Below are 19,707 nucleotides of genomic sequence, written 5' to 3' on the forward strand. Positions count from 1 at the left end.
GGTGCGTAGCGCGGGTGGGGGGTGGCCGGCGCTGGCGAGGGTGCAGTGGCGGGAGATGGGGTCGTAGACGGCGTAGAGGCAGGTGGCGCCGAGGTGGTCGGCGCCCTGGCTGCCGCTGGCGGTGTCCTGGTCGGTCGTCAGACGGGTGACGACGTCATCGAGACGGGTGAGGAGTTCCTCGGGGGTGGGGTCGGCGTCGGCGAGGGTGCGCACGGCGGTACGTAGCTGGCCCATGGTGGCGGCGGCGCGGATGCCGTGGTCGACCACATCGCCGACGACGAGGGCGACGCGCGCCCCCGACAGGGGGATGACGTCGTACCAGTCCCCGCCGACGCCGGCTTGGGCGCCGGCGGGCAGGTAGCGGGAGGCGATCTCGACGGCGGCCGGTTGGGGGAGTTGCTGGGGGAGCAGGCTGCGTTGGAGAGTGAGTGCGGTGGCGCGTTCGCGGGTGTAGCGGCGGGCGTTGTCGAGGCAGATGGCGGTGTGGGCGCCGAGCTCCTCGGCGAGGAGGAGATCGGCGGGGGTGAAGGGTTCGGGACGCCGGTGGCGGGCGAGGAGGGCGATGCCGAGGGTGGTGCCGCGGGCGCGTAGTGGGACGATCATGATGGAGCGGATTCCGTATTCGCGGATGCGGGCGGCTCGGGCGGGGCTGTCGGCCACCCAGCGGGTTATCTCCGGGTCGGAGATCCGGTAGTACGCGGCCTGGCCGGTGGCGAGGACTTTGGATATGGGTGAGTGCGGTGGGTAGGTGTCTGTCTGGCCGAGTGCGACAACGGCTTCGGACTGGCCTGGGAGGGCGGACTGGTGGGCGGTGCGGCGTAGGGCTACCGGGGTGGTGATGGGGCCGGGTGCTGGTTCGTTGCCGTGGTAGACGGCATCCAGCAGGTCGACGCTGGCCCAGTCGGCGAAGCGGGGGACGGCGATGTCGGCCAGTTCCTGGGCGGTGCGTTCCACGTCCAGGGTGCTGCCGATGGCGGTGTTGGCCTCGTTGAGCAGGGTGAGGCGCTGCTCGGCCCAGTACTGCTCGCTGATGTCGAGCGAGGTGAGGAACACGCCTCGTACCTGGCCTACTGGGTCGCGCACGGGAGACATGGTGACCGCCCAGGCGCGCCTGTAGGACTCGGCCTGTGCCCGGCGGAAGGCCTCGTACCGTGCCGGCTCACCGGTCTCAACCGCCCGGCGCAGCTTATCCCATGCCTCGCGGTACGCGGGGTGGGAAAACGCCTCTGTTGCGGGACGCCCGCGTATGTCGTCTTCTCCTACCCCGAGCATGCGGACCCCCTCGGCGTTCAGCCGTCTGAACCGCGCCTCGGTATCGAAGATCGCCAGACCGATCGGAGCCTGGGTGAACGCCCAGTCCACCAGCGCCAGATCAGCCCGGTACTCGCGCAGGTCCGGCGAGGCGACAGCGGTCACGAACCATTGGGCCACCGCCTCGTCGCTGCCCAGCAACGGCTGGGCGCGCAGCCATACGTCCAGGCCGTGCCCGTCGCGGTGGCGAAGGGCCACCGTCCCGCTCCAGTCCTGCCTGTTCGCCAGGCGGCGCCGGGCCGGCTCCGGAAGTGGGACGGCAAGAAGATCGAAAACCGCCCGCCCGACGATCTCGGCCGGTGGGTATCCGAGCAGCCGGCACGCGTTCGTGCTCCATGCGGTGACCGTGCCGTGCGCATCGACACCGGCCGTTACCACATGTTCCAGAGGGAGATCGCCGAACTGCTCTCCTGACATGATGTTGTGTGCTCCCTCGCCGCTCAATCTCACCCCCGTCTTCCCCGTGCGGACGCGGACGAACCGGGATCGCCACACCCTCCTTGTCTTGCATCCACGCCCCTGGTGCCGGGCGCGCGCTCTTATCCGCCGTGGTAGAGCCGTTGCAGATCGACGAGCTGGATGGTGCGGTCCCCGGTGGTGGCGGTGGGGTGTGCGTGCAGTAGCCCGCGGACGTCATCGAGGTGCTGCAGGTGACCGATGCCCATGGTCTCGTTCCATCTCAGTGCGTGTCAGTGCGTGTCAGTGCGTGTCAGTGCGCATCGGGCATCCAGCCGGTGGTGTGCGCCCACTCCTGCGCCCGGTGCGTGATCTCGGTGATGAGAGCGCTTTTCGCGTCGGCGTAGGCGTTCATGTCGGGCCAGTCCCGGGCGGCAAGGCTGCGCTTGAGGGTTTCGTAGGCTGCACGGTCGGTGGCGTTGCGGCGCAGCCAGTCACGGAAAAGCAGGTGCCGGCGCTCCCAGCCACTGCCGGCCGTGCAGACATGCACGTGGACGGCGAGGTCGGGCGTACGGAACATGCGATGCCCCAGCTCGCGGACCCGCAGGACGTACCCGGCTGCGACCAGCGGTCCGGCGTAGTGCTGCTCGGCGTCGACGCCGGGGACGCTGACCTGGACGTCGACGATCGATTTGGCGGCCAGTCCCGCAACCGCGGTGGAACCGACGTGGTCGACACGGACGGCGGTGGCGGCGAGCGCGGCGCGGATGCGGCGCTGTTCCCGGGCGAACCGGGTCGGCCAGTTCGCCGAGTAGTCCACGATCACGATCGGGCGGTGCTCGACACCGCCGACAAGCTCACGACGCACGGTCACGTCCACGCCTCCTCGTTACTCTCGCTGTTCTCGTCCTTCTCGACGTTTGTCGGTCCGCTGCGCGGCGGTGTGCTCGGAGCAGGTTCTTATATGGAGCAGGTTCTTATATGCGGTACAGCCGGCGTTCCTCGGGCGTCAGGTGCCGGACGAGCCGGTTTTCCGCCTGTTCGAGCAGCAGATCCACGTCGCACGGCCACAGCCGGGCGGTCCGGTCGTTGCTCGCGGATGCCAGCCACATTCCGTTGGGGCTGAAGGCGACCGCGCTGACCCAGTCGTCGTGTGACATCCGGCAGACCTCCGCACCGGAGGGGACGTCCCACACTCGAGCGGTACCGTCCCTTCCACCGGTTGCGATCATGGAGCCTGTTGCGTTGAAGGCGGACGTTTTCACCCAGCTGCCCCCGCCGATGCTCCTGCTTTCCGCCCGCAGGTCCCCGGCGTCCAGGCTCACTGTCCAGATCTGCAGCAGGCCGCCTGAGCCTGCGACCGCCAGGTCGCAGCCGTCCGGGCTGAACGTGATCGACCGGATCTCCCGCGAGCGGCACACCTCGTCAATCAGGTCGGATCTCAGGAAATCCCACAGCCGGACCGAGCCTTCGACGTCGGCTGTCGCCAAGACGGATCCGGATGGATGGAAGGCCGCCGCCGTCGTGTCGATCCCCCGCCATACCTCGGTTGCGGTGTGACAGTCCCAGACCGCCGTGATGCGGTCGTCGGTGAGGACGGCGACGTGTCGACCTGCCGGATCGAACTCGACGCTGGTGATCCATCCTCCCGGTCTGGTGGCAAAACGCTGATGGTTCCCGGGAGCCGTCAGGTCGAGGACGCGGACCGTTCCGCCGGCGTCCGCGGTGGCGAGCAGGCGGCTGTCCCGGCTGATCGCGACATCGTTGACCATGCTCCTATGCTCGACGCGCCTGACGATCTCCCCGGATGCGGTCTCCCAGACGGTCGCCGCACCGTCGTCCCCGCCGGTCACCAGCCAGGAGCCGTCCAGGTTGAAACGGACCCGGTTGGTCGCGGCGGCGCCGCCGACCTCCAGCACCTTCTCACCGGTCCGGATGTTCCACAGTCTGACCGGTCCGTCCTCGCAGGCGGTGGCCAGCCGTGAACCGTCGGGGCTGAAGCAGACCGCCGTCACCAGGTCGGGGTGTGAGAAGCGGAGGAGCTCCGCCTCCGCCCGTGCCTTCCACATCTGTGCCGTGCGATCGGCGGAAATCGTCGCCAACCGGGTGCCGTCGGCGCTGAGCTTGATCTGGATGAACTGGTGACTGTGGTCGATGCGGGCCGTCTCGTCGCCTGTCGCCACGTCGTGGACCCGGATCGGGCCGTCGCGGTAGGCGATCGCCACACGTGAGCCGTCGTCGTCCGGTGACATGGCAACCGGGGAACTGCGGGCCCGAAACCTGATGATTTCCTTTCCGGAGTGCGTGTCACGGGTCGAGACGGACCGTTCGAGGCTGGCGGAGAAGCAGACCCCGCCGTCACGGGTGAAGACGACGTCCTGAAGCTGTTCGGGGTGGTCCACCCGGAACACCTCGCGGCCATCGGCGGCACCGACCATCTTCAGCGGGACGCGGTCGGTCGCCGTCACGATCCGGCTTCCGTCCGGGGTGAACGTGACGGCGTGGATCGGTTCGTCGTGCGATATGACGAAGAAAGGGGCGCCCATACCCAGACGGACCAGAGCCTGCCCCTTCTCGTTGGTCGTCACGATCCGGAGGCTTCCCGGGCTGAAGGCAACCTTGTCGACCGTGTCGTCGGTGATGTGTATGAGTTCCTGGACGAGGCCGAGGCCGACGCCGAGATCCCAGATCAACGCCGATCCGTCAGCTCGAATCGTGGCCATGAAGGTGCCGTCGGGGCTGAAGATCGGAGCTTTTACGCAACTGTCGTCGCTGATCAGCTGCTGCGGGCCGTCCGGGGAGTCCAGACCCCACAGCTGCAGCCGTCCGCGGACGCTGACGGTCGCCAGTCGTTGCGCGTCCGGGCTGAAAAGGACGGCGAAAGCAGGCTCGACGTGCCGAAACTCGACGTGCCGGAAAGGGCGAATCGCCGAAAGGTGGGCCGGCCCGCCGCGGATGGTGTTCCATATCGAGATCTTCCCGGTACTGTCGCCGACGACGACGAGGGATCCGTCCGCACTGATGTCGATCGCGTTCACCGCGACCGTGTCCTCGGTGCTCCACACCAGCTCCGGAGAGCTTGCGAGTATCCGCCGGACGGCCAGATCGCCGGCGAAGGTCGGTTCGCGGCGCAGGGATTCGATGGCGATTGCCAGCGCTGTCGCCAACGCGGCCGTGCCGTCGACTCTGAGCAGATCCGCGGTGGCGGCCAGCCGTAGCGCATCCGCTCGTCGAGCGTTGCGTTCCGCGTTCTCGCGATCCTGCTCGGCGCGTCTGCGTGCTTCTTCCGCCTGCGCGAGCGCGGCCGCAGCCCGCGCGTTCGCCTCCTCCAGCTCGGTGATTCTTCGCTGCTGGGCGTCGCGGCTTCGCAGCATGAGGGAGCGGACCACCTCCGGAACCTCTTCGGAGCGCTGCTGAAGATACTGCTCGGCCTCCCATAGCGCCGCTCCCGTCAGCAGGTCGTTGGGGCCCCGGTCTTCCATGCGCTGCCGCCAGTCGAGGAAGTCGGCGTCCTCCCGCATCCATCCGGCAAGCAGATTCCAGGAGGTGATGAGTGCTTCATGCGCGATTTCCGCGCGGTCATTGTCAATCATGACCAGTCGTGCCCGGCGTCCTGAGAGCGCGGTGAGCGTCCGCCATTCCTCGGGTGGCATTTCCGTGCGCAGCGCGGTGCGTCGTACCGCCGGTCGGCTGTCTGCTGCCGCGGTGACCAGGCGCAGCAGCGCCCTGCGCAGGAGAAGCTCGTCCCCTGGCGTGCCTCTGAGCCCGGCGACGACCGAGGCCGCGTGACGGTCCAGCGCTCCTTCGACCCCGCCGATCGCCTCGTACTCCTCCTCGGTCAGCCGACGGTCGTGTTGGTGTTCCCACATCTGCGACAGCGTGAACTCCAGCAGCGGGAGCGCGCCTTCGCCGACGGTTTCCCTGGCGATCCTGGCTGCCAGCCCACGTCCATAGCTGACGCCATGGCGCCTCGCCGGTTCCTGGATGACCCGGCGCAGGGCGGCCGAATCCATCGGTGACACCGAGAACAACCGGTCGCGCAGCAGCCAGTCGATACCCGGAAGCTGCGTGAGGGCGGCGATGAAGTCGGATCGGATCGCCGCCACGATCGTGAACCGCGCGTCGCCGTCCTGGCCGGCTGCCGCCGCCTTCTCCAGCAGCCCCAGGAATTCCGACCGTTCCGCCTCGTCGACCTCCTCCTGCAGCAGTTGCTCGAACCGGTCGACGACCACCAGGACGGAACGAGATGCGATCCGGCTCAGCCGGCGGAGTGTCTTTGCCAGTCCGTCGTCTCTGAGCTGACCGATGAACGCGTCGAGCCGGCCGGTCGACGAACCCGGCGGGAGTCCGTTTGTCCGGGCCAGCTCGAGCGCGAGTGTGTCGAGGGGATCCTGGTCGAGCTCGACCAGCACGGACAACCAGTCGCCGCGGTCGTCGAGCCTTGGAATCAGGCCGGCGCGCAGCAGTGACGACTTTCCCACCCCGGATGCGCCGAACAGAACGACCAGCGATTTTGTCTCGACCTCGGTGATCAGCCGTTCGGTGTCCGCCTCGCGGCCGAAGAAGAGATTTCGATCGCTGCTGCGGAAAACTGACAGACCGCGATAGGGATTGGGTGGAATGGTTCTGTCGGCCAGTACGTCCGGCCATACCTCACGCAGCGCCGTGACGGGCACCGCATATGCTTCGCCGCTCCCGTCGGCAGCCGCTATCGAGAGCATTCCGGTGACCGTCCCGGACGCCCTGTCCCAGACGGGTGAGCCGCTGTAACCCTGTTGGGCCCGGAAGAAGGAGCTCGCCGCCGGGTCGAGCTGGAGGCGTCCAGCTCCGGTCCGCCCGAGAAGCGTGCCCTGGGACCAGGCGCCGGCAGACCGTCGGGGCAGGGAGGGTATGCCGTACATCTCGACAACCGCACCTGATCCCGGATCCTCGTGCAGCCGTGCGGCAACAGCCCCGGCCGGCATTCCCTCGCCGACGTTTTCCATACCGGCCACGTCCCAACCGCCGGTGTCGGAATGCACCGGTCCCGGTGGCGGCGACCACGCCTTCACTCGTACCCGTCGCGTGGGTGCCCCGTCCACACCTGCCAGCAGGGGAAAGTCCACGGTGAGGATGACGTCCGTCGCGGGCCGAGGGGGGTCGTTCCGGTCCCGGCCGAGGGCGCTGTTGACCACGTGGGCGCAGGTGAGCAGATGGCGCTCGCCGACGACGAAGCCGATCCCGACGGGACGGTCGCGGTGTTCGCCGTCCCGGCCCAGCACACGGACGATGACCCCGTCCCTCGACACGGTACCCATCGCGGATCGTTTCAGGACCCGGGTGCCGGGCTGGGTTCCGGTCCGGGATCGGACGCGGCCAGGGCGGCGGCCCGCCCGGCCGGCTCCACCTGTCCGTCCGGCTCGGTCCGTCCGGCTCGCTTCCAGGTCATGGAAACCGCGAAGTTCACCTCGGTGGTGCCCTTCGCGAAGATGATCCCGGTCTCGCCGCCCACGTTGAGCCCGAACTCGACGGTCACCTCGTCCGGACCGACCGCACGCAGCCCGCCGACCACGGTGGACAGCGCGGGTCGCAGGCCGTTCATCATCTCCTCGAGTGCCTGCCGGGCGCGGGCGGCAGCCTGCCCGGGGCTGATCGAGGCGAGTTCCAGGCCCTCGTCGAGGCCGCTGGGGCGAACCTCCGCGCCGGCGAGGTCGTGCTCGTCGACCTCGACGACCATCCGGCCATCGCCTCCCACCGGTACTTCCAGCAAGGCCATGCCCATACCCCCGTCATCGGCTCACGGCCCGCTCCCATGCGGCGAACCGGGTCGATCGTGAGAGTACTGCCACGTTCCGACGCGGCCTGGATCCAGGAACCCGGGCGATCTGGGCCGGGGGAGGAGCCGTGGACGGTTCGGCCGACACGGGCTCCGTCCCCGTCCGGGGTTGTCCTCGGGGTCTATTGCCGGATAACGCGTCACCGTCGATTCTGTACCGGTAGCCGCTTCTGTACCGGTAGCCGCTTCTGTACCGGTAGCCGCTCGTCCCGGCAGCCTCCGCTGGTCCGCGTGGTTTCGCTGGACCCCTGGTCGCCGGTGCGGTTACATTTGGACGATGCGCGCCGGATCTGCGTCCTGGACGGTGATGCTCGATCCGTTCTGGGTCTCCCGTCGCGCGCATCACTTCGACCAGATCTGTTGCTGATCCGATCCCACAGACGCGCGGGCGGTCCGACGGATCGCCGCCCGCCGTCGCGACCGCTGGCCATGCCGACCACACTCGTGCCGCGTGCGGCGTTCCCGGCGGTGGTGACGATCCGCATTGCGGCCGGCGCCGCCGGTCACGCGGCTGTGTGACGCGGCCGTGTTGCACGGTCATGACGCACCAACGACCCGTCCCGCTGCCTCGGCGTGCCCCGGCCGCTGCCGGCACGGAGAGGACCTCGACATGACCTCCTCCGCGGACGCGGGGCCGGCGCCGGGCCGGTCCCGGCGCCGGATGGCCCTAGGCGCGATCCTGCACGGTTCCGGCGGGCACATCGCCGGCTGGCGGCACCCGTCCTCGCCGCCGGACGGCCAGCTCGACCTCGACCATCACATCCGGCTGGCCCAGACGTTGGAGCGGGGGACGTTCGACGCGCTGTTCGTCGCCGACGTCGTGGCCATCTGGGGGCACCAGTACGACTCGTTGCGGCGCACCGCCCGCGCCGATCACTTCGAGCCGTTGACCCTGCTGGCCGCATTGTCCACCGTGACCGAGCGGATCGGTCTGGTCGCCACCGCGACGACGACGTACAACGAGCCGTTCCACATCGCGCGCAAGTTCGCCTCGCTGGACCACCTGTCCGCCGGTCGGGCCGGCTGGAACGTGGTGACGTCGGTGGTCCCGCTGGAGGCCGGCAACTTCGGTCGGGACACCCATCTCGAGCACAGCACGCGCTACCTGCGGGCCGAGGAGTTCGTCGAGGTCGTCCGGAGGCTGTGGGACAGTTTCGACGACGGCGCGGTCACCCGGGACACCGCATCGGGGCACTACTACGACCCGGCCGGTCTGCGTACCCCGCATCATGGCGGGCCGCATTTCACGGTGCGCGGGCCACTGAACATCTCCCGGCCGCCGCAGGGCCATCCAGTGATCTTCCAGGCCGGCTCGTCGGAGGTCGGCAGGGCGTTCGCCGCCCGCCACGGCGAGGTGCTGTTCACCGTGCAGACCTCGCTGGCCGGCGCCCAGGCGTTCTACGCCGACGTCAAGGCGCGGGCGGCGGCGTACGGCCGGGACGGCGACCACGTGCTGGTCTGGCCGGTGCTCTCGCCGTTCGTCGCGAGCACGCAGGCGCAGGCCCGCGCACGCCTGGCCGAGCTGCAGGAACTGGTGCACGACGACGTGGCCCGCCGGCTCGTCCAGGACAACATCGGGGATCTCGACCTGTCCGGATACCCACTGGACGGGCCGCTGCCGCACATCGGCGCGACCAACCGGAGCAAGAGCCGCCAGGAGCTGATGCTCGACCTGGCCCACCGCGAGAACCTGACGATCCGCCAGCTGGCGCTGCGGTTCGCCACCGGCGGCGCCGTGGTCGGCACCCCGGAGACGGTCGCCGACCACATCGAGGAGTGGTTCACCGCCCGTGCCGCCGACGGTTTCAACATCAATTTTCCCTACCTGCCGGGCGCCGCCGAGGACTTCGTCGACCACGTCGTTCCCGAGCTGCGCCGCCGCGGCCTGTTCCGGCACACCTATGAGACGGCGACGCTGCGCGGACACCTCGGGCTGCCGCGTCCACGGGTCGGCGCCTCCACAGGTCGGCGCCGGACGGCGGCCGGTGACCGCGGGGCAGCGGGGCAGCGGGAAGGATCGGGGGAGGGGAGCCGATGATCGCCGCGCGCCGCAGTAGGCAGCTCCACCTCAACGCCTTCCTCAAGCCTCCGGGGGAGTTCCTGGCCGCCTGGCGGCACCCGAACGCCGTCCCCGACGCGGGCGTGAACATTCGGCACCTGATCGAACTGGCGCGGACCGCCGAGCGGGCCCATTTCGACGCGCTCTTCTTCGCCGACCTCGTCGGGGTGCCCTTCGCCGACCAGGAGGTGCTGCGCCGGGTCTCGGTGGTCAACGACTCCTTCGAACCGACGACCCTGCTCGCGGCGCTGTCCACCGCCACCACCCGCATCGGGCTCATCGCGACCGCGTCCACCACCTACAACGAGCCTTACCACCTGGCGCGGACGTTCGCCTCGCTGGACCACCTCAGCCGGGGACGGGCGGGCTGGAACCTGGTCACCTCGCTCAACGACGCCGAGGCGCGCAACTTCGGCCTCGCCGAACACGTCGAGCATGAGGAGCGTTACCGGCGGGCCGCGGAGTTCCACGAGGTGGTGACCGGCCTGTGGGACAGCTTCGACGACGACGCGTTCCGCTACGACCAGACGTCCGGGATCTACTTCGACGACGACAAGCTGCACCGGCTCGACCACCGGGGCAGGTACTTCTCGGTGACCGGGCCGTTGAACATCCCCCGGTCGCCGCAGGGCCGGCCCGTCGTCGTCCAGGCCGGGTCCTCCGAGACCGGCAGGTCGCTGGCGGCGGCGGTCGCGGATGTCGTCTTCACCCAGCATCCCGACGCGGCCGCAGCCCGGGCCTTCTACGTCGACATCAAGGCGCGGGCGGCCGCGGCCGGCCGTGACCCCGACCATGTCGTCGTCCTGCCGGCGCTGTCCACGATCGTCGGCCGTACCCTCACCGAGGCCGAGGACAAGGCCGACCGGCTGTACGCGCTGCTCGATCCCCGGGTGGCGTTGGCCGATCTCGCCTACTGGCTCGGTGGCGTCGACCTGTCGGCGTACCCGCTGGACGGGCCGCTGCCGCAGCTGCCCCTGTCGAATCAGAGCCGCAGCGCGCAGCGGCTCATCGTGGAGCGGGCCCGCGCGCGGAACCTGACCATCCGCGAGCTCGCCAGGGGCCTGGCCCGCGACGACCGGACCATCGTCAGCACCCCGGAGGGGGTCGCCGACCACATCCAGGAGTGGTTCGAGACACAGGCCGCGGACGGTTTCAACGTGATCTTCCCGTACCTGCCGGAGACGCTCGACGACTTCGCGAACCTGGTCATCCCGCACCTGCAGCGGCGTGGCCTGTTTCGGACCTCCTACCAGGGACGGACCCTGCGCGAGAACCTGGGGCTGCCCCGGCCGGCCAGCCGGTACGCCCGCGGCCGTGCCGGCGCGTGATCCCGGCCATGCACGTCCAACCGGACGGCGGTCGCCGGCCGCCGTCACCTCCGGTACGCGACCGACGAGGAGGCCGACGATGACCGACAGGCCCGACACCGTCACGTCCGACACCGTCACGTCCGACACCGTCACGTCCGACACTGGCAGGCCCGGCTCCGCCGCGTCCGAGACCGCCCTGCCCACCCTGGACATCGGTCCCTACCGCACGGGTGGCCCCGGGCGCGAGGCGTTCCTGGCGGCGTTGCGCGCGGCCTGCCACGGGCCGGGTTTCTTCTACCTCACCGGGCATGGGATCCCGGCGGCCACCAGCGCCGCCGTGCTGGAGGTCAGTCGGCGGTTCTTCCGCCTGCCCGAGCCGGTCAAGCTCGAGATCGAGAATATCCACTCGCCGCACTTCCGCGGCTACACCCGGCTCGGCCACGAGATCACCCGGGACAACCCCGACGTCCGCGAGCAGATCGACATCTCCGACGAGCGCCCCGCCCGCCGGCTCGGCCCCGACGACCCGCCCTACCTCCGCCTCGACGGCCCCAACCAGTGGCCGGCCGCGTTCCCGCAGATGCCGGCGATCGTCCAGACCTACATGGCCGAGCTGGGACGGCTCGCCCGGACGCTGGTCCGCGCGTTCGCCGAATCGCTCGGTCTGCCCGCCGGCCACCTGGACCCGACGTTCGCCGTCGAGCCCCGCTCGCACCTCAAGCTGATCCGGTACCTGCCCGCGCCACCGGACTTCGCCGCCGGCTACGACCAGGGCGTCGGTGCGCACAAGGACGGCGGCTTCATCACGTTCGTCCTTCAGGACGACACCGGCGGTCTCCAGGTCGCGCGGAGCCCGGCCGCGGGCGCCGGCGCGCAGGTGGCGCGGAGCCCGGAGGCGGCCGCGGGCGCGGGCGCGCAGGCGGCGGACGGCGACTGGATCGACGCCAGCCCGGTACCGGGGACCTTCGTGGTCAACATCGGCGAGATGTTCGAGCTGGCGACCCAGCGCTACTACCGGGCGACCGTGCACCGGGTCGTCAGCCCACCGGCCGGGACGGAGCGGGTGTCGGTGGCCTTCTTCTTCGGCCCGCGGCTGTCGGCGACGCTGGCGCCCCTGCCACTGCCGGAGGAGCTGCGCCGGCAGCTGCCGGCGGTGGAACCTCCCGACCCGCGCAACCCCATCTTCGCCGAGCACGGCGTCAACACCCTCAAGAGCTGGCTGCGCAGCCACCCCGAGGTCGCGCGGCGGTACTACTCCGAGGTCGAAGCGCCCTCCGGACGGGGTGCGTACTGACCATGCCGGCCATGCCACCGCGCAGACGTCCCCGACCGGTTGGTCGTCTCCGACCGGTTAGGCTGAACATCCGTCACACAGCCCTCATCGGCCGCAAGACAGCGAGAGGAAACCCGTGACGACCGCGCCCGCGACGCACAGCTTCGACACCCGGCAGATCCATGCCGGCGCCCAGCCGGACCCGGCGACGGGCGCCCGTGCGGTGCCGATCTACCAGAGCACGTCGTTCGTCTTCGACGACACCCGTCACGCGGCGGACCTGTTCGCGCTCGCGGAGGTCGGCTTCACCTACACCCGTGTGGTCAACCCGACTCAGGACGTCCTGGAGAAGCGGGTCGCGGATCTGGAGGGCGGCGTCGCGGCGCTGGCGACCGCCAGCGGCCAGGCGGCGCAGGCGCTGGCGATCCTCACCGTCGCCTCCGCCGGCGACCATCTGGTCTCGTCGTCGTCGCTGTACGGCGGGACCTACGCGCTGTTCGCCCACACGCTGTCGGAGTTCGGCATCGAGACGACCTTCGTCGACGACCCGGACGACCTGGGCGCCTGGAAGGCCGCGGCGCGTGCGAACACGGCTGCGTTCTACGGGGAGACGATCGGCAACCCGCGCGGGAACGTCCTCGACATCGTCGGCGTGGCCGAGGTCGCGCACCAGGCGGGCGCGCCGCTCGTCGTCGACAACACCCTCGCCTCCCCGTATCTGGCCCGTCCGCTCGAGTACGGCGCCGACGTCGTCGTGCATTCGGCGACCAAGTTCATCGGCGGGCACGGCACGTCCATCGGCGGTGTCATCGTCGACGGCGGCCGGTTCGACTGGGGCAACGGGCGCTATCCGCGGTTCACCAGCCCGGACCCGGCCTACAACGGGCTGGTGTTCCTCGACGCCTTCGGGGAGACCGCCTACATCGTGCGGGCGCGGGCCAAGCTGCTGCGCGACCTCGGCCCGGCGCTGTCGCCGTTCAACGCCTTCCTGCTGTTGCAGGGGCTGGAGACGTTGTCGCTGCGGATGCAGCGGCACTCGGCGAACGCGCTGGCGGTGGCGCGGTGGCTTGCCGACCGCGACGACGTGCTGTGGGTCGCCTATCCGGGGCTCACCTCCAGCCGCTGGCACGCGGCGGCCGACCGGTATCTGCCAGCCGGCGCCGGCGCTGTGCTGGCCTTCGGGATCCGTGGCGGCGCGCAGGCGGGCCGGGCCTTCGTGGAGGCGTTGGAGCTGCACAGCCATCTGGCCAACGTCGGTGACGTCCGCTCGCTGGCCATCCATCCCGCCACGACCACCCACGCCCAGCTCACCGAGGCCGAACGGGCCGCGAGCGGGGTCAGCGGGGAGCTGGTCCGGCTGTCGGTCGGCCTTGAGGGGATCGACGACATCCTCGCCGACCTGCAGACCGGCTTTGATGCGGCGGCCGGACTATCCGACGGTCAGCCATGACCGGCTGACCAAGGGGACGTTCGACGCAGTCACCCGGAGCCGACCGCCGCGGGAGTGTTGTCGCCGCGGAGGAGGGGGAGCAGGCAGGGCTCCAGCAGGGCGATCAGCCGCTCGGGCGACGCCTGCTCCACCTCGTCGATCTTCAGCAGATGTCGGGTGACGATGAGCCCGACGAGCAGCGTGCAGATGAGGCCGGAGCGCAGGGCCGCCTCGTCGCCGTCGAGCGCTCCGGAGATCTTCACGGCGCCGTCGTCGAGGAAGGCGTAGCGGACCGCCTCGGCGGCCTGTTCGTGGGTGAGCATCGACCGCAGCGTCGCCAGCATGGCGTCCGGCTGCTTGTCGAGCTGTTGCAGGAGGTAGCTCAGGACGCGTCCGCCCAGCTCGTCGGGCGGTCCGGGCAGGCAGCCGGCCAGGTCGAAATCGATGGCGGAGGCGGCTTGGAACAGCGCTTCCTTGGAACCGAAGTGTTGCATGACCAGCGCCGGGTGAACGGGCCGCGTCCGTCTGGTCCCGACGGGGCGCCCCGGCGGGACCCCCCGTCCTCCCGTCGTCGCGGGCTATCTACTCTGGTGAAGATGGAAAGCGTGATCATCGCGGGCGGTACGGGAATGGTCATCGGAGACGACGGCTCCCGGCCGGGCAGTGGTGACCGTGACATCACACGTGGAACCGTCACAGGGTAACCATCACGGAGTAACCGTCCCCTTCAGCAGCCGAGGAGCCGTTGCATCCCATGACCGAGCTTTCAACGCCGCCCGCGGAACCTGGGCGCGAGATCCTGGTGATAGGCGCCGGTCCAGCGGGTCTGAGCGCGGCGTTCCAGCTGCACAAACACGGGATCTCATCCACCGTGCTCGAGGCGGACACACAGGTCGGTGGTATCTCCCGGACGGTTGAGCGCGACGGCTGGCGGTTCGACATCGGCGGTCACCGGTTCTTCACGAAGGTCCGGGCGGTCGAGGAGCTGTGGCACGAAATTCTCAGTGACGCCGATTTCCTGCTGCGGCCGCGTAGGAGTCGCATTTTCTACAACGGCGCCTACTACGACTACCCGATCAACGCCGGGAATGCGTTGCGCAATCTCGGCCCGGCCGAGGCCGCCCGGTGCATCGGCTCGTACCTGTGGGCCAGGGCCCGGCCGCCGAAGGATCAGACGGACTACGAAAGCTGGCTGGTCGCCCGTTTCGGTTGGCGTCTCTACCGCACTTTCTTCAAGACCTATACCGAAAAGGTCTGGGGTGTTCCGGTCAGCGAGATGCCGGCCGACTGGGCCGCTCAACGGGTGAAGAGCCTCTCCCTGGCGAACGCCATCGTCAACGCGGTCTCGCCACGTCGTAACCAGAAGAAGATCACCTCGCTGATCGAAGAATTCCAGTACCCCAAGTTCGGCCCCGGGATGATGTGGGAGGTATGCCGCGACAAGGTCACGGCTGCCGGCAGCAAGATCGTGACGGGTACGACCGTGGTGGGCATCAGGCACGCCGGCGGCCGCGCGACGGCGGTTGTCGCGCGCGACGGCGGCGGGGGAACCACCGTCTACCCCTGTACCGACGTCGTGTCGTCCATGCCGATCTCCGAGCTGATCACGGCGATGGATCCGCCCGTCCCACCCGCTGTCGCCCAGGCCGCCCGCGACCTGCGCTACCGGGACTTCATCACCGTCGCGCTCGTGGTGCCCGCCGAGAAGGTGCCCTGGGACGACAACTGGATCTACATCCACGACCCGCAGGTCCGGACCATGCGCATTCAGAACTTCGGTTCCTGGTCGCCGTTCCTGGTCAAGGACGGCCGTAACGTGCTCGGTCTGGAATACACGGTCTTTGAAAGCGACGCCGCCTGGACGGCACCCGACGACGACCTCATCGAGCAGGGCAAGCGGGAGCTGGCCAAACTCGGCCTTGTCGGCTACGACGACATCGAGTCGGGATACGTGGTTCGCCAGAGCAAGGCCTATCCCATCTACGACGACCGTTACCGGGCGAACGTCGATGTGATACGCGGCTGGCTCGGCGGCAACACGACCAACGTGTACCCGGTCGGCCGCAACGGCATGTTCCGGTACAACAACCAGGATCATTCGATGCTCACCGCGATGCTCACCGCCGAGAACATCGCCACCGGCACGAACCACGATGTCTGGTCGGTGAACGTCGAGGATGAGTATCACGAGGAGAAGAGCGGCTCCGGGGCCGGACGACCCGGCGGGTCCCTCGGTACCGGACGTGACGCCCCGGTCCTGTCGCGTGTCTCGCTCGACGCTGCGGCAGGCCCCACGCCGCAGTCGTGACGGCTGCGACCCCTGTCTCATCCGGGTTCTGGGCGAGGGAGGAGTCGCGGCCCAGCCGCCTGAGTCAACCACCTACCGATCTCAGGATCGTCACAGCACCGTGAGTGGCGTCAGCCCGTCCACGATCCGGGTTCCGTTGTCGGACCAGACGTCCACCTACCGAGTCCGCTCGCTGCTGACACAGAGCCGTGCCCGGCGGCTCATGACAGTTGTTGTCGTTCGCTGTGCTGCCGTTCGCTGTGCAGCCAGATCGACACCGCCTCGGTGCGGCTGGCCGCGTTCAGCTTGCGCAGGATGTGTTTGACGTGGGACTTCACGGTTCCCTCGGAGATGATCAGCTTGTCGGCGATGCGTGCATTGGTGTCGCCGGCGGCCATCAGCCTGAGTACGTCGAGCTCTCGTCTGGTCAGGCGGGAGTCCGCTGGCCAGTGGTCGTCGTGCAGCGGGCGTTCGGGTCGGGCGAGCTCGTGATCCGCGCCGTGTGCGCCGAACCCGATCTGACCCTCGAAGTCGTTCATCGCCGTGGCCAGTCCCTCGGTGTAGCGCAGCATCTCGGTGCGCATCTGGGCCAGTCGTTCGAGGAGGATCGCGCGTTCCAGGGCGTAGCCGAAGCCTTCGGCGAAGATTGCCAGGACGTCCCGGTCGAAGTCGGTGAGTTCGCTGCGGTGGAAGTAGCGGTCGGCGTGCAGGAAGCCGATCACCCGGGCGCAGGGCATGATCGGCACCGCGACGTAGTTCCTGCACTGGGAGACCTCGGCCATCGGCCGGTGCACGCGTGATTCCTGCTGGACGTTGGTGACGGTGAGTGGTCGTTTCCGTCGCACGATCTCGGTTTCGAACAGGTTGGGCACGAGCTTCTGCGGGTTGTCCCGGCCGGCCTGTAAGATCGCTTCCGCCCACTGCTTGTCCCCATCGACATGCAGTGCTTCGGCCACCCAGGTCGATTCGTGGATGCGTGACATGATCGCCCGGTCGAACCCCATCGTGCACACGATGCTCGGGGTGGAGGCGATGAGTTCGGATACCGAAGCCGTCTGGTGTAATCGGCCGAGGGCGGTCTGCGCGTTGCGCATCGTGCTCGACCGGTGGTGGGCGCGTTCCTCGCGCACGCTGTTGTCGGTGTTCTTGAGCTGGATGAGCAGTGGCAGCAGGTCGTCTGCGCATGCCAGGCGGTCGGCGGTCGTGCGGTCACTGGTTGCGGCTGTGTGTACGCCGTGCCAGATGGCATCCAGGGCGGTGCTGGCGGCGGGTAAATCGTTGATCTCCGTGACGTCGGGCAGGCGCTGCGAGTTGAGTAGTTTCTGAGCTTTGCAGATGATCGCGAGTACCTCGCTCAGCGTCTGATCGGAGATCGACCGCTGGTACACGCGGTCCCCGATCGTCGGTTTGTGGTTTCTCCCGTGACACCTGATGTCCCCGGTAGACACGATGAGCCTCCTCGACTGGCGCAAGCGTCCGGCGCTGGACGCTCGGCGGATCATAAGCTAAAGTTCGACTTTGTTACGTTTTGTCCATATTCATCACCCGATCGCACTATGGACACACCAACCTTCCGGCTAACTGGCCCTCCGGGTCACTGGTGCCGGTGCGGCCGAGCTCCTTTTTCGGAGAGAGTAACGGGTCTATTGCATACAACGGAGTTAATTCATGGCAGACCCCGCCGAACCGGTGATCGGAGGAACCGGACGGGTCGCTCGTCGTGCTATCCGGCGCAGGCAGCCTGCGAGAGGGAGCGGGCGCTGCGTCAGCTGTCCCCCCACTGTGTGCGCATCCTTGTACTGCACCGTCTGGGGACGGCGTGGCGGACGTCGAGGAGATCGCCGATCGGCTGCCTTGTACTGCACCGTTTGGGGGCGGCTGCGGCAGGGGGCATGGCGGCCGGGTCCGGGGCGGGGCTTCCTTCCCGTACCTGCTCGTTCACGGCCGGCTCTACCGGCAGACGACCTGCTTTGTCGCACCGTGACAGGAATACCACTTTTTGTGATGAAACTCCAGTCGTCGCAGCCTCCTCCTAGCGGCAGGCCGGCGGATGGGGACGGATGGACGCTGACATCGACGCATCCTTCCCACTGGACCTGGCCCCACCCCGTCACGTCCCTCCCGGACGTCGAGACGACGCGCCTCACCAACGCGACACAAGCCCCGCCTCTACAGGAGTCCACGTCGCCGGGAGACTTTTGAGGGTGCCGAAAAACTCGTGATCACCAATGGTGCCGTGAAGTCACATGTGAAGCGCATCCTTCGCAGGTTGGGCGCGGAGAACCGCGCGGAGTCCATCTCCCAGTACCTGCGCCCGATGATCGGTCAAAATCATCTGTGGACGGGTTGCTTGCGTCCTCGCGACCGTCGGCACTAAGGTCCAATGGTCGGACCTTTGCTTGGAGGTAGGGTGCGCGCAGTTGTCCTCCGCGAGTTCGGTGGGATGCGGAACCTGCGGTTCGCCGACTCTCCCGGTTCGGAACCGGAGCCGGGATGGGCAACGATACGTAGTGAAATAATAACTCACTGAAGCAAGCGTTGGGAGATAGAATACTCAGTGAAACTGATCCATTTCTTTATGCTACCAGGCGTCCAGTCGCAGACCGGTCGGCCCCTCGAAAGCGCAGGCCGCGACCCCGCCCCAGCCATCAGATCCCGGTCGGCCGTCCCGCCCGCCGATCGGCGCGGACGAGCGGTGCGACAAGGCCCCATCCGCCCACCACGGGACGGGCCGGCGCAGGCCCGTCACCCCGGAGAACGCCTCACCTCTCCAACCATCATTCTCCGGCCATGGTTCCCATTCCCCTTCGGTGGGAATTCCCATCCTCCTCAGCGGTGTTCAAATAATCCGTTAAGCGTCCACTTGAAAACGACCGTCCGCGCTAGTACGTTTACCCCCCGGCACGCCGGTATTTGCCGGACGGGCAACCAAAAAGATCATTCCATCTACTCCGCGACGAGCAGCGGCCCTGCTCGCTTCCTGATCGAAGAGGGTCATCAGTTCAATGGACCAGTTCACCGACCACTTCACTGACGTGACGTACACGGTCGACAACGGCCTGGCCTGGATCACCATCAATCGACCGGAACGTTACAATTCGTTCCGCGCCCGTACCGTCGATGAACTGATCAAAAGCTTCAAACATGCATGGGGCAGCGAAGACGTCGGCGTCATCTGCCTCACCGGCGCCGGCGAGAAAGCCTTCTGCACCGGCGGTGACCAGAAGCAGCGCATGGAAACAGGCGACTACGGACCATCGGACAGCGGCCTGTTCGAGGTGGACGCACTGCACCGGGTCATCCGTGACGTGCCCAAACCCGTTATTGCGGCGGTGAACGGTTTCGCCATCGGCGGTGGCCACGTTCTGCACCTGTTGTGCGACCTCACCATCGCCGCCGACAACGCCCGTTTCGGTCAGAACGGTCCCCGGGTCGGTTCGTTCGACGCCGGCTTCGGCACCGGCTACCTCGCCCGCGTGATCGGCGAGAAGCGTGCCCGCGAAATCTGGTTCCTCTGCCGCCAGTACAGCGCCGACCAGGCCGCGGACTGGGGCCTGGTCAACAAAGTCGTCCCGGCCGACCAGCTACGGGCCGAGGTCCGCGCCTGGGCGGACGAGATCCTCCTGTTGTCACCGACCTCCCTCAAGGTACTCAAGCAGTCGATGAACACCGACAGCGAGCATTTCGCGGGCATCGGGCAGATGGCCTACTCCAGCCTCAAGATGTTCAGTGACTCCGCCGAGGCCAAGGAAGGTATCACCGCCTTCAACGAGAAGCGCGCACCGGACTTCTCCGCGCACCGGGGCAACTGACTCCCATGCGCTGCA

13 protein-coding genes and 1 pseudogene are annotated in these 19,707 nt (G+C 68.4%); 7 read left to right on the forward strand and 7 right to left on the reverse strand.

What is annotated here, in order from left to right; translation table 11 throughout:
• The 5 genes from CV1CTNOD_RS10565 to CV1CTNOD_RS10580 all read right to left on the reverse strand — a co-directional run.
• A partial coding sequence (locus tag CV1CTNOD_RS10565) for a SpoIIE family protein phosphatase (RefSeq protein WP_207386326.1) occupies nt 1-1,728 on the reverse strand: 1,728 nt, incomplete at its 3' end.
• A gap of 122 nt (nt 1,729-1,850) precedes the next feature.
• Nucleotides 1,851-1,976 (reverse strand): hypothetical protein, encoded by a 126-nt coding sequence (locus CV1CTNOD_RS27320; RefSeq protein ID WP_278043890.1) that lies wholly within the window; start codon nt 1,974-1,976, stop codon nt 1,851-1,853.
• A 44-nt stretch (nt 1,977-2,020) separates the two neighbouring features.
• The gene (locus CV1CTNOD_RS10570) at nt 2,021-2,581 is read right to left on the reverse strand and encodes a GrpB family protein (RefSeq protein WP_242606579.1); all 561 of its coding nucleotides are present in this window, start codon (nt 2,579-2,581) and stop codon (nt 2,021-2,023) included.
• 103 nt (nt 2,582-2,684) lie between these two features.
• Complete coding sequence (locus CV1CTNOD_RS10575) at nt 2,685-7,004, reverse strand: trypsin-like peptidase domain-containing protein (protein WP_131785941.1); 4,320 nt, start codon at nt 7,002-7,004, stop codon at nt 2,685-2,687.
• Nucleotides 7,005-7,015: 11 nt separating this feature from the next.
• Nucleotides 7,016-7,462: a CU044_2847 family protein gene (locus CV1CTNOD_RS10580; RefSeq protein ID WP_131785942.1), complete on the reverse strand. Its 447-nt coding sequence runs from the start codon at nt 7,460-7,462 to the stop codon at nt 7,016-7,018.
• 670 nt (nt 7,463-8,132) lie between these two features.
• Between CV1CTNOD_RS10580 and CV1CTNOD_RS10585 the strand changes: the two genes are divergently transcribed.
• The 4 genes from CV1CTNOD_RS10585 to CV1CTNOD_RS10600 all read left to right on the forward strand — a co-directional run bounded on the left by CV1CTNOD_RS10585 (nt 8,133) and on the right by CV1CTNOD_RS10600 (nt 13,614).
• Entirely contained in the window at nt 8,133-9,560 is a 1,428-nt protein-coding gene (locus CV1CTNOD_RS10585; RefSeq protein ID WP_131785943.1) for an LLM class flavin-dependent oxidoreductase, read from the forward strand.
• The gene (locus CV1CTNOD_RS10590; protein ID WP_131785944.1) at nt 9,557-10,909 is read left to right on the forward strand and encodes an LLM class flavin-dependent oxidoreductase; all 1,353 of its coding nucleotides are present in this window, start codon (nt 9,557-9,559) and stop codon (nt 10,907-10,909) included. Before CV1CTNOD_RS10585 ends, CV1CTNOD_RS10590 begins: the two co-directional genes overlap by 4 nt.
• A gap of 79 nt (nt 10,910-10,988) precedes the next feature.
• Nucleotides 10,989-12,185, forward strand: a complete 1,197-nt coding sequence (locus tag CV1CTNOD_RS10595) for an isopenicillin N synthase family dioxygenase (RefSeq protein ID WP_131785945.1) — start codon at nt 10,989-10,991, stop codon at nt 12,183-12,185.
• A 115-nt stretch (nt 12,186-12,300) separates the two neighbouring features.
• Nucleotides 12,301-13,614 (forward strand): bifunctional o-acetylhomoserine/o-acetylserine sulfhydrylase, encoded by a 1,314-nt coding sequence (locus CV1CTNOD_RS10600; RefSeq protein WP_131785946.1) that lies wholly within the window; start codon nt 12,301-12,303, stop codon nt 13,612-13,614.
• A gap of 29 nt (nt 13,615-13,643) precedes the next feature.
• Here the strand turns inward: CV1CTNOD_RS10600 and CV1CTNOD_RS10605 are convergent, their stop codons facing one another.
• On the reverse strand, nt 13,644-14,087 hold the full coding sequence (locus CV1CTNOD_RS10605; protein ID WP_131785947.1) for a hypothetical protein: 444 nt from the start codon (nt 14,085-14,087) through the stop codon (nt 13,644-13,646).
• Between the two features lie 260 nt (nt 14,088-14,347).
• Here CV1CTNOD_RS10605 and CV1CTNOD_RS10610 point away from each other — a divergent pair, with 260 nt between their 5' ends.
• Nucleotides 14,348-15,901 (forward strand): NAD(P)/FAD-dependent oxidoreductase, encoded by a 1,554-nt coding sequence (locus CV1CTNOD_RS10610; RefSeq protein ID WP_131785948.1) that lies wholly within the window; start codon nt 14,348-14,350, stop codon nt 15,899-15,901.
• Between the two features lie 200 nt (nt 15,902-16,101).
• Here the strand turns inward: CV1CTNOD_RS10610 and CV1CTNOD_RS26530 are convergent, their stop codons facing one another.
• A complete protein-coding gene (locus tag CV1CTNOD_RS26530) occupies nt 16,102-17,268 on the reverse strand; it encodes a LuxR C-terminal-related transcriptional regulator (RefSeq protein ID WP_165485437.1) in 1,167 nt (388 codons plus the stop codon).
• An 818-nt stretch (nt 17,269-18,086) separates the two neighbouring features.
• Between CV1CTNOD_RS26530 and CV1CTNOD_RS27755 the strand changes: the two are divergent.
• A pseudogene (locus tag CV1CTNOD_RS27755) lies at nt 18,087-18,257 on the forward strand (LuxR C-terminal-related transcriptional regulator); the annotation flags it as partial.
• Between the two features lie 628 nt (nt 18,258-18,885).
• A complete protein-coding gene (locus CV1CTNOD_RS10630; protein WP_131785950.1) occupies nt 18,886-19,692 on the forward strand; it encodes an enoyl-CoA hydratase-related protein in 807 nt (268 codons plus the stop codon).
• The last annotated feature ends 15 nt before the right edge of the window (nt 19,693-19,707 follow it).

Source organism: Protofrankia symbiont of Coriaria ruscifolia, from assembly GCF_900634745.1.
In the GTDB taxonomy this organism is placed as follows: Bacteria; Actinomycetota; Actinomycetes; order Frankiales; family Frankiaceae; genus Protofrankia; species Protofrankia californiensis.

Coding starts and splice junctions, on each gene's coding strand:
- CV1CTNOD_RS10605 (WP_131785947.1), bottom strand. CDS start 14,087: ATGCAACACTTCGGTTCCAAGGAAGCGCTGTTCCAAGCCGCCTCCGCC.
- CV1CTNOD_RS10630 (WP_131785950.1), top strand. CDS start 18,886: ATGGACCAGTTCACCGACCACTTCACTGACGTGACGTACACGGTCGAC.
- CV1CTNOD_RS10580 (WP_131785942.1), bottom strand. CDS start 7,462: ATGGCCTTGCTGGAAGTACCGGTGGGAGGCGATGGCCGGATGGTCGTC.
- CV1CTNOD_RS10590 (WP_131785944.1), top strand. CDS start 9,557: ATGATCGCCGCGCGCCGCAGTAGGCAGCTCCACCTCAACGCCTTCCTC.
- CV1CTNOD_RS10585 (WP_131785943.1), top strand. CDS start 8,133: ATGACCTCCTCCGCGGACGCGGGGCCGGCGCCGGGCCGGTCCCGGCGC.
- CV1CTNOD_RS10610 (WP_131785948.1), top strand. CDS start 14,348: ATGACCGAGCTTTCAACGCCGCCCGCGGAACCTGGGCGCGAGATCCTG.
- CV1CTNOD_RS10575 (WP_131785941.1), bottom strand. CDS start 7,004: ATGGGTACCGTGTCGAGGGACGGGGTCATCGTCCGTGTGCTGGGCCGG.
- CV1CTNOD_RS27320 (WP_278043890.1), bottom strand. CDS start 1,976: ATGGGCATCGGTCACCTGCAGCACCTCGATGACGTCCGCGGGCTACTG.
- CV1CTNOD_RS10595 (WP_131785945.1), top strand. CDS start 10,989: ATGACCGACAGGCCCGACACCGTCACGTCCGACACCGTCACGTCCGAC.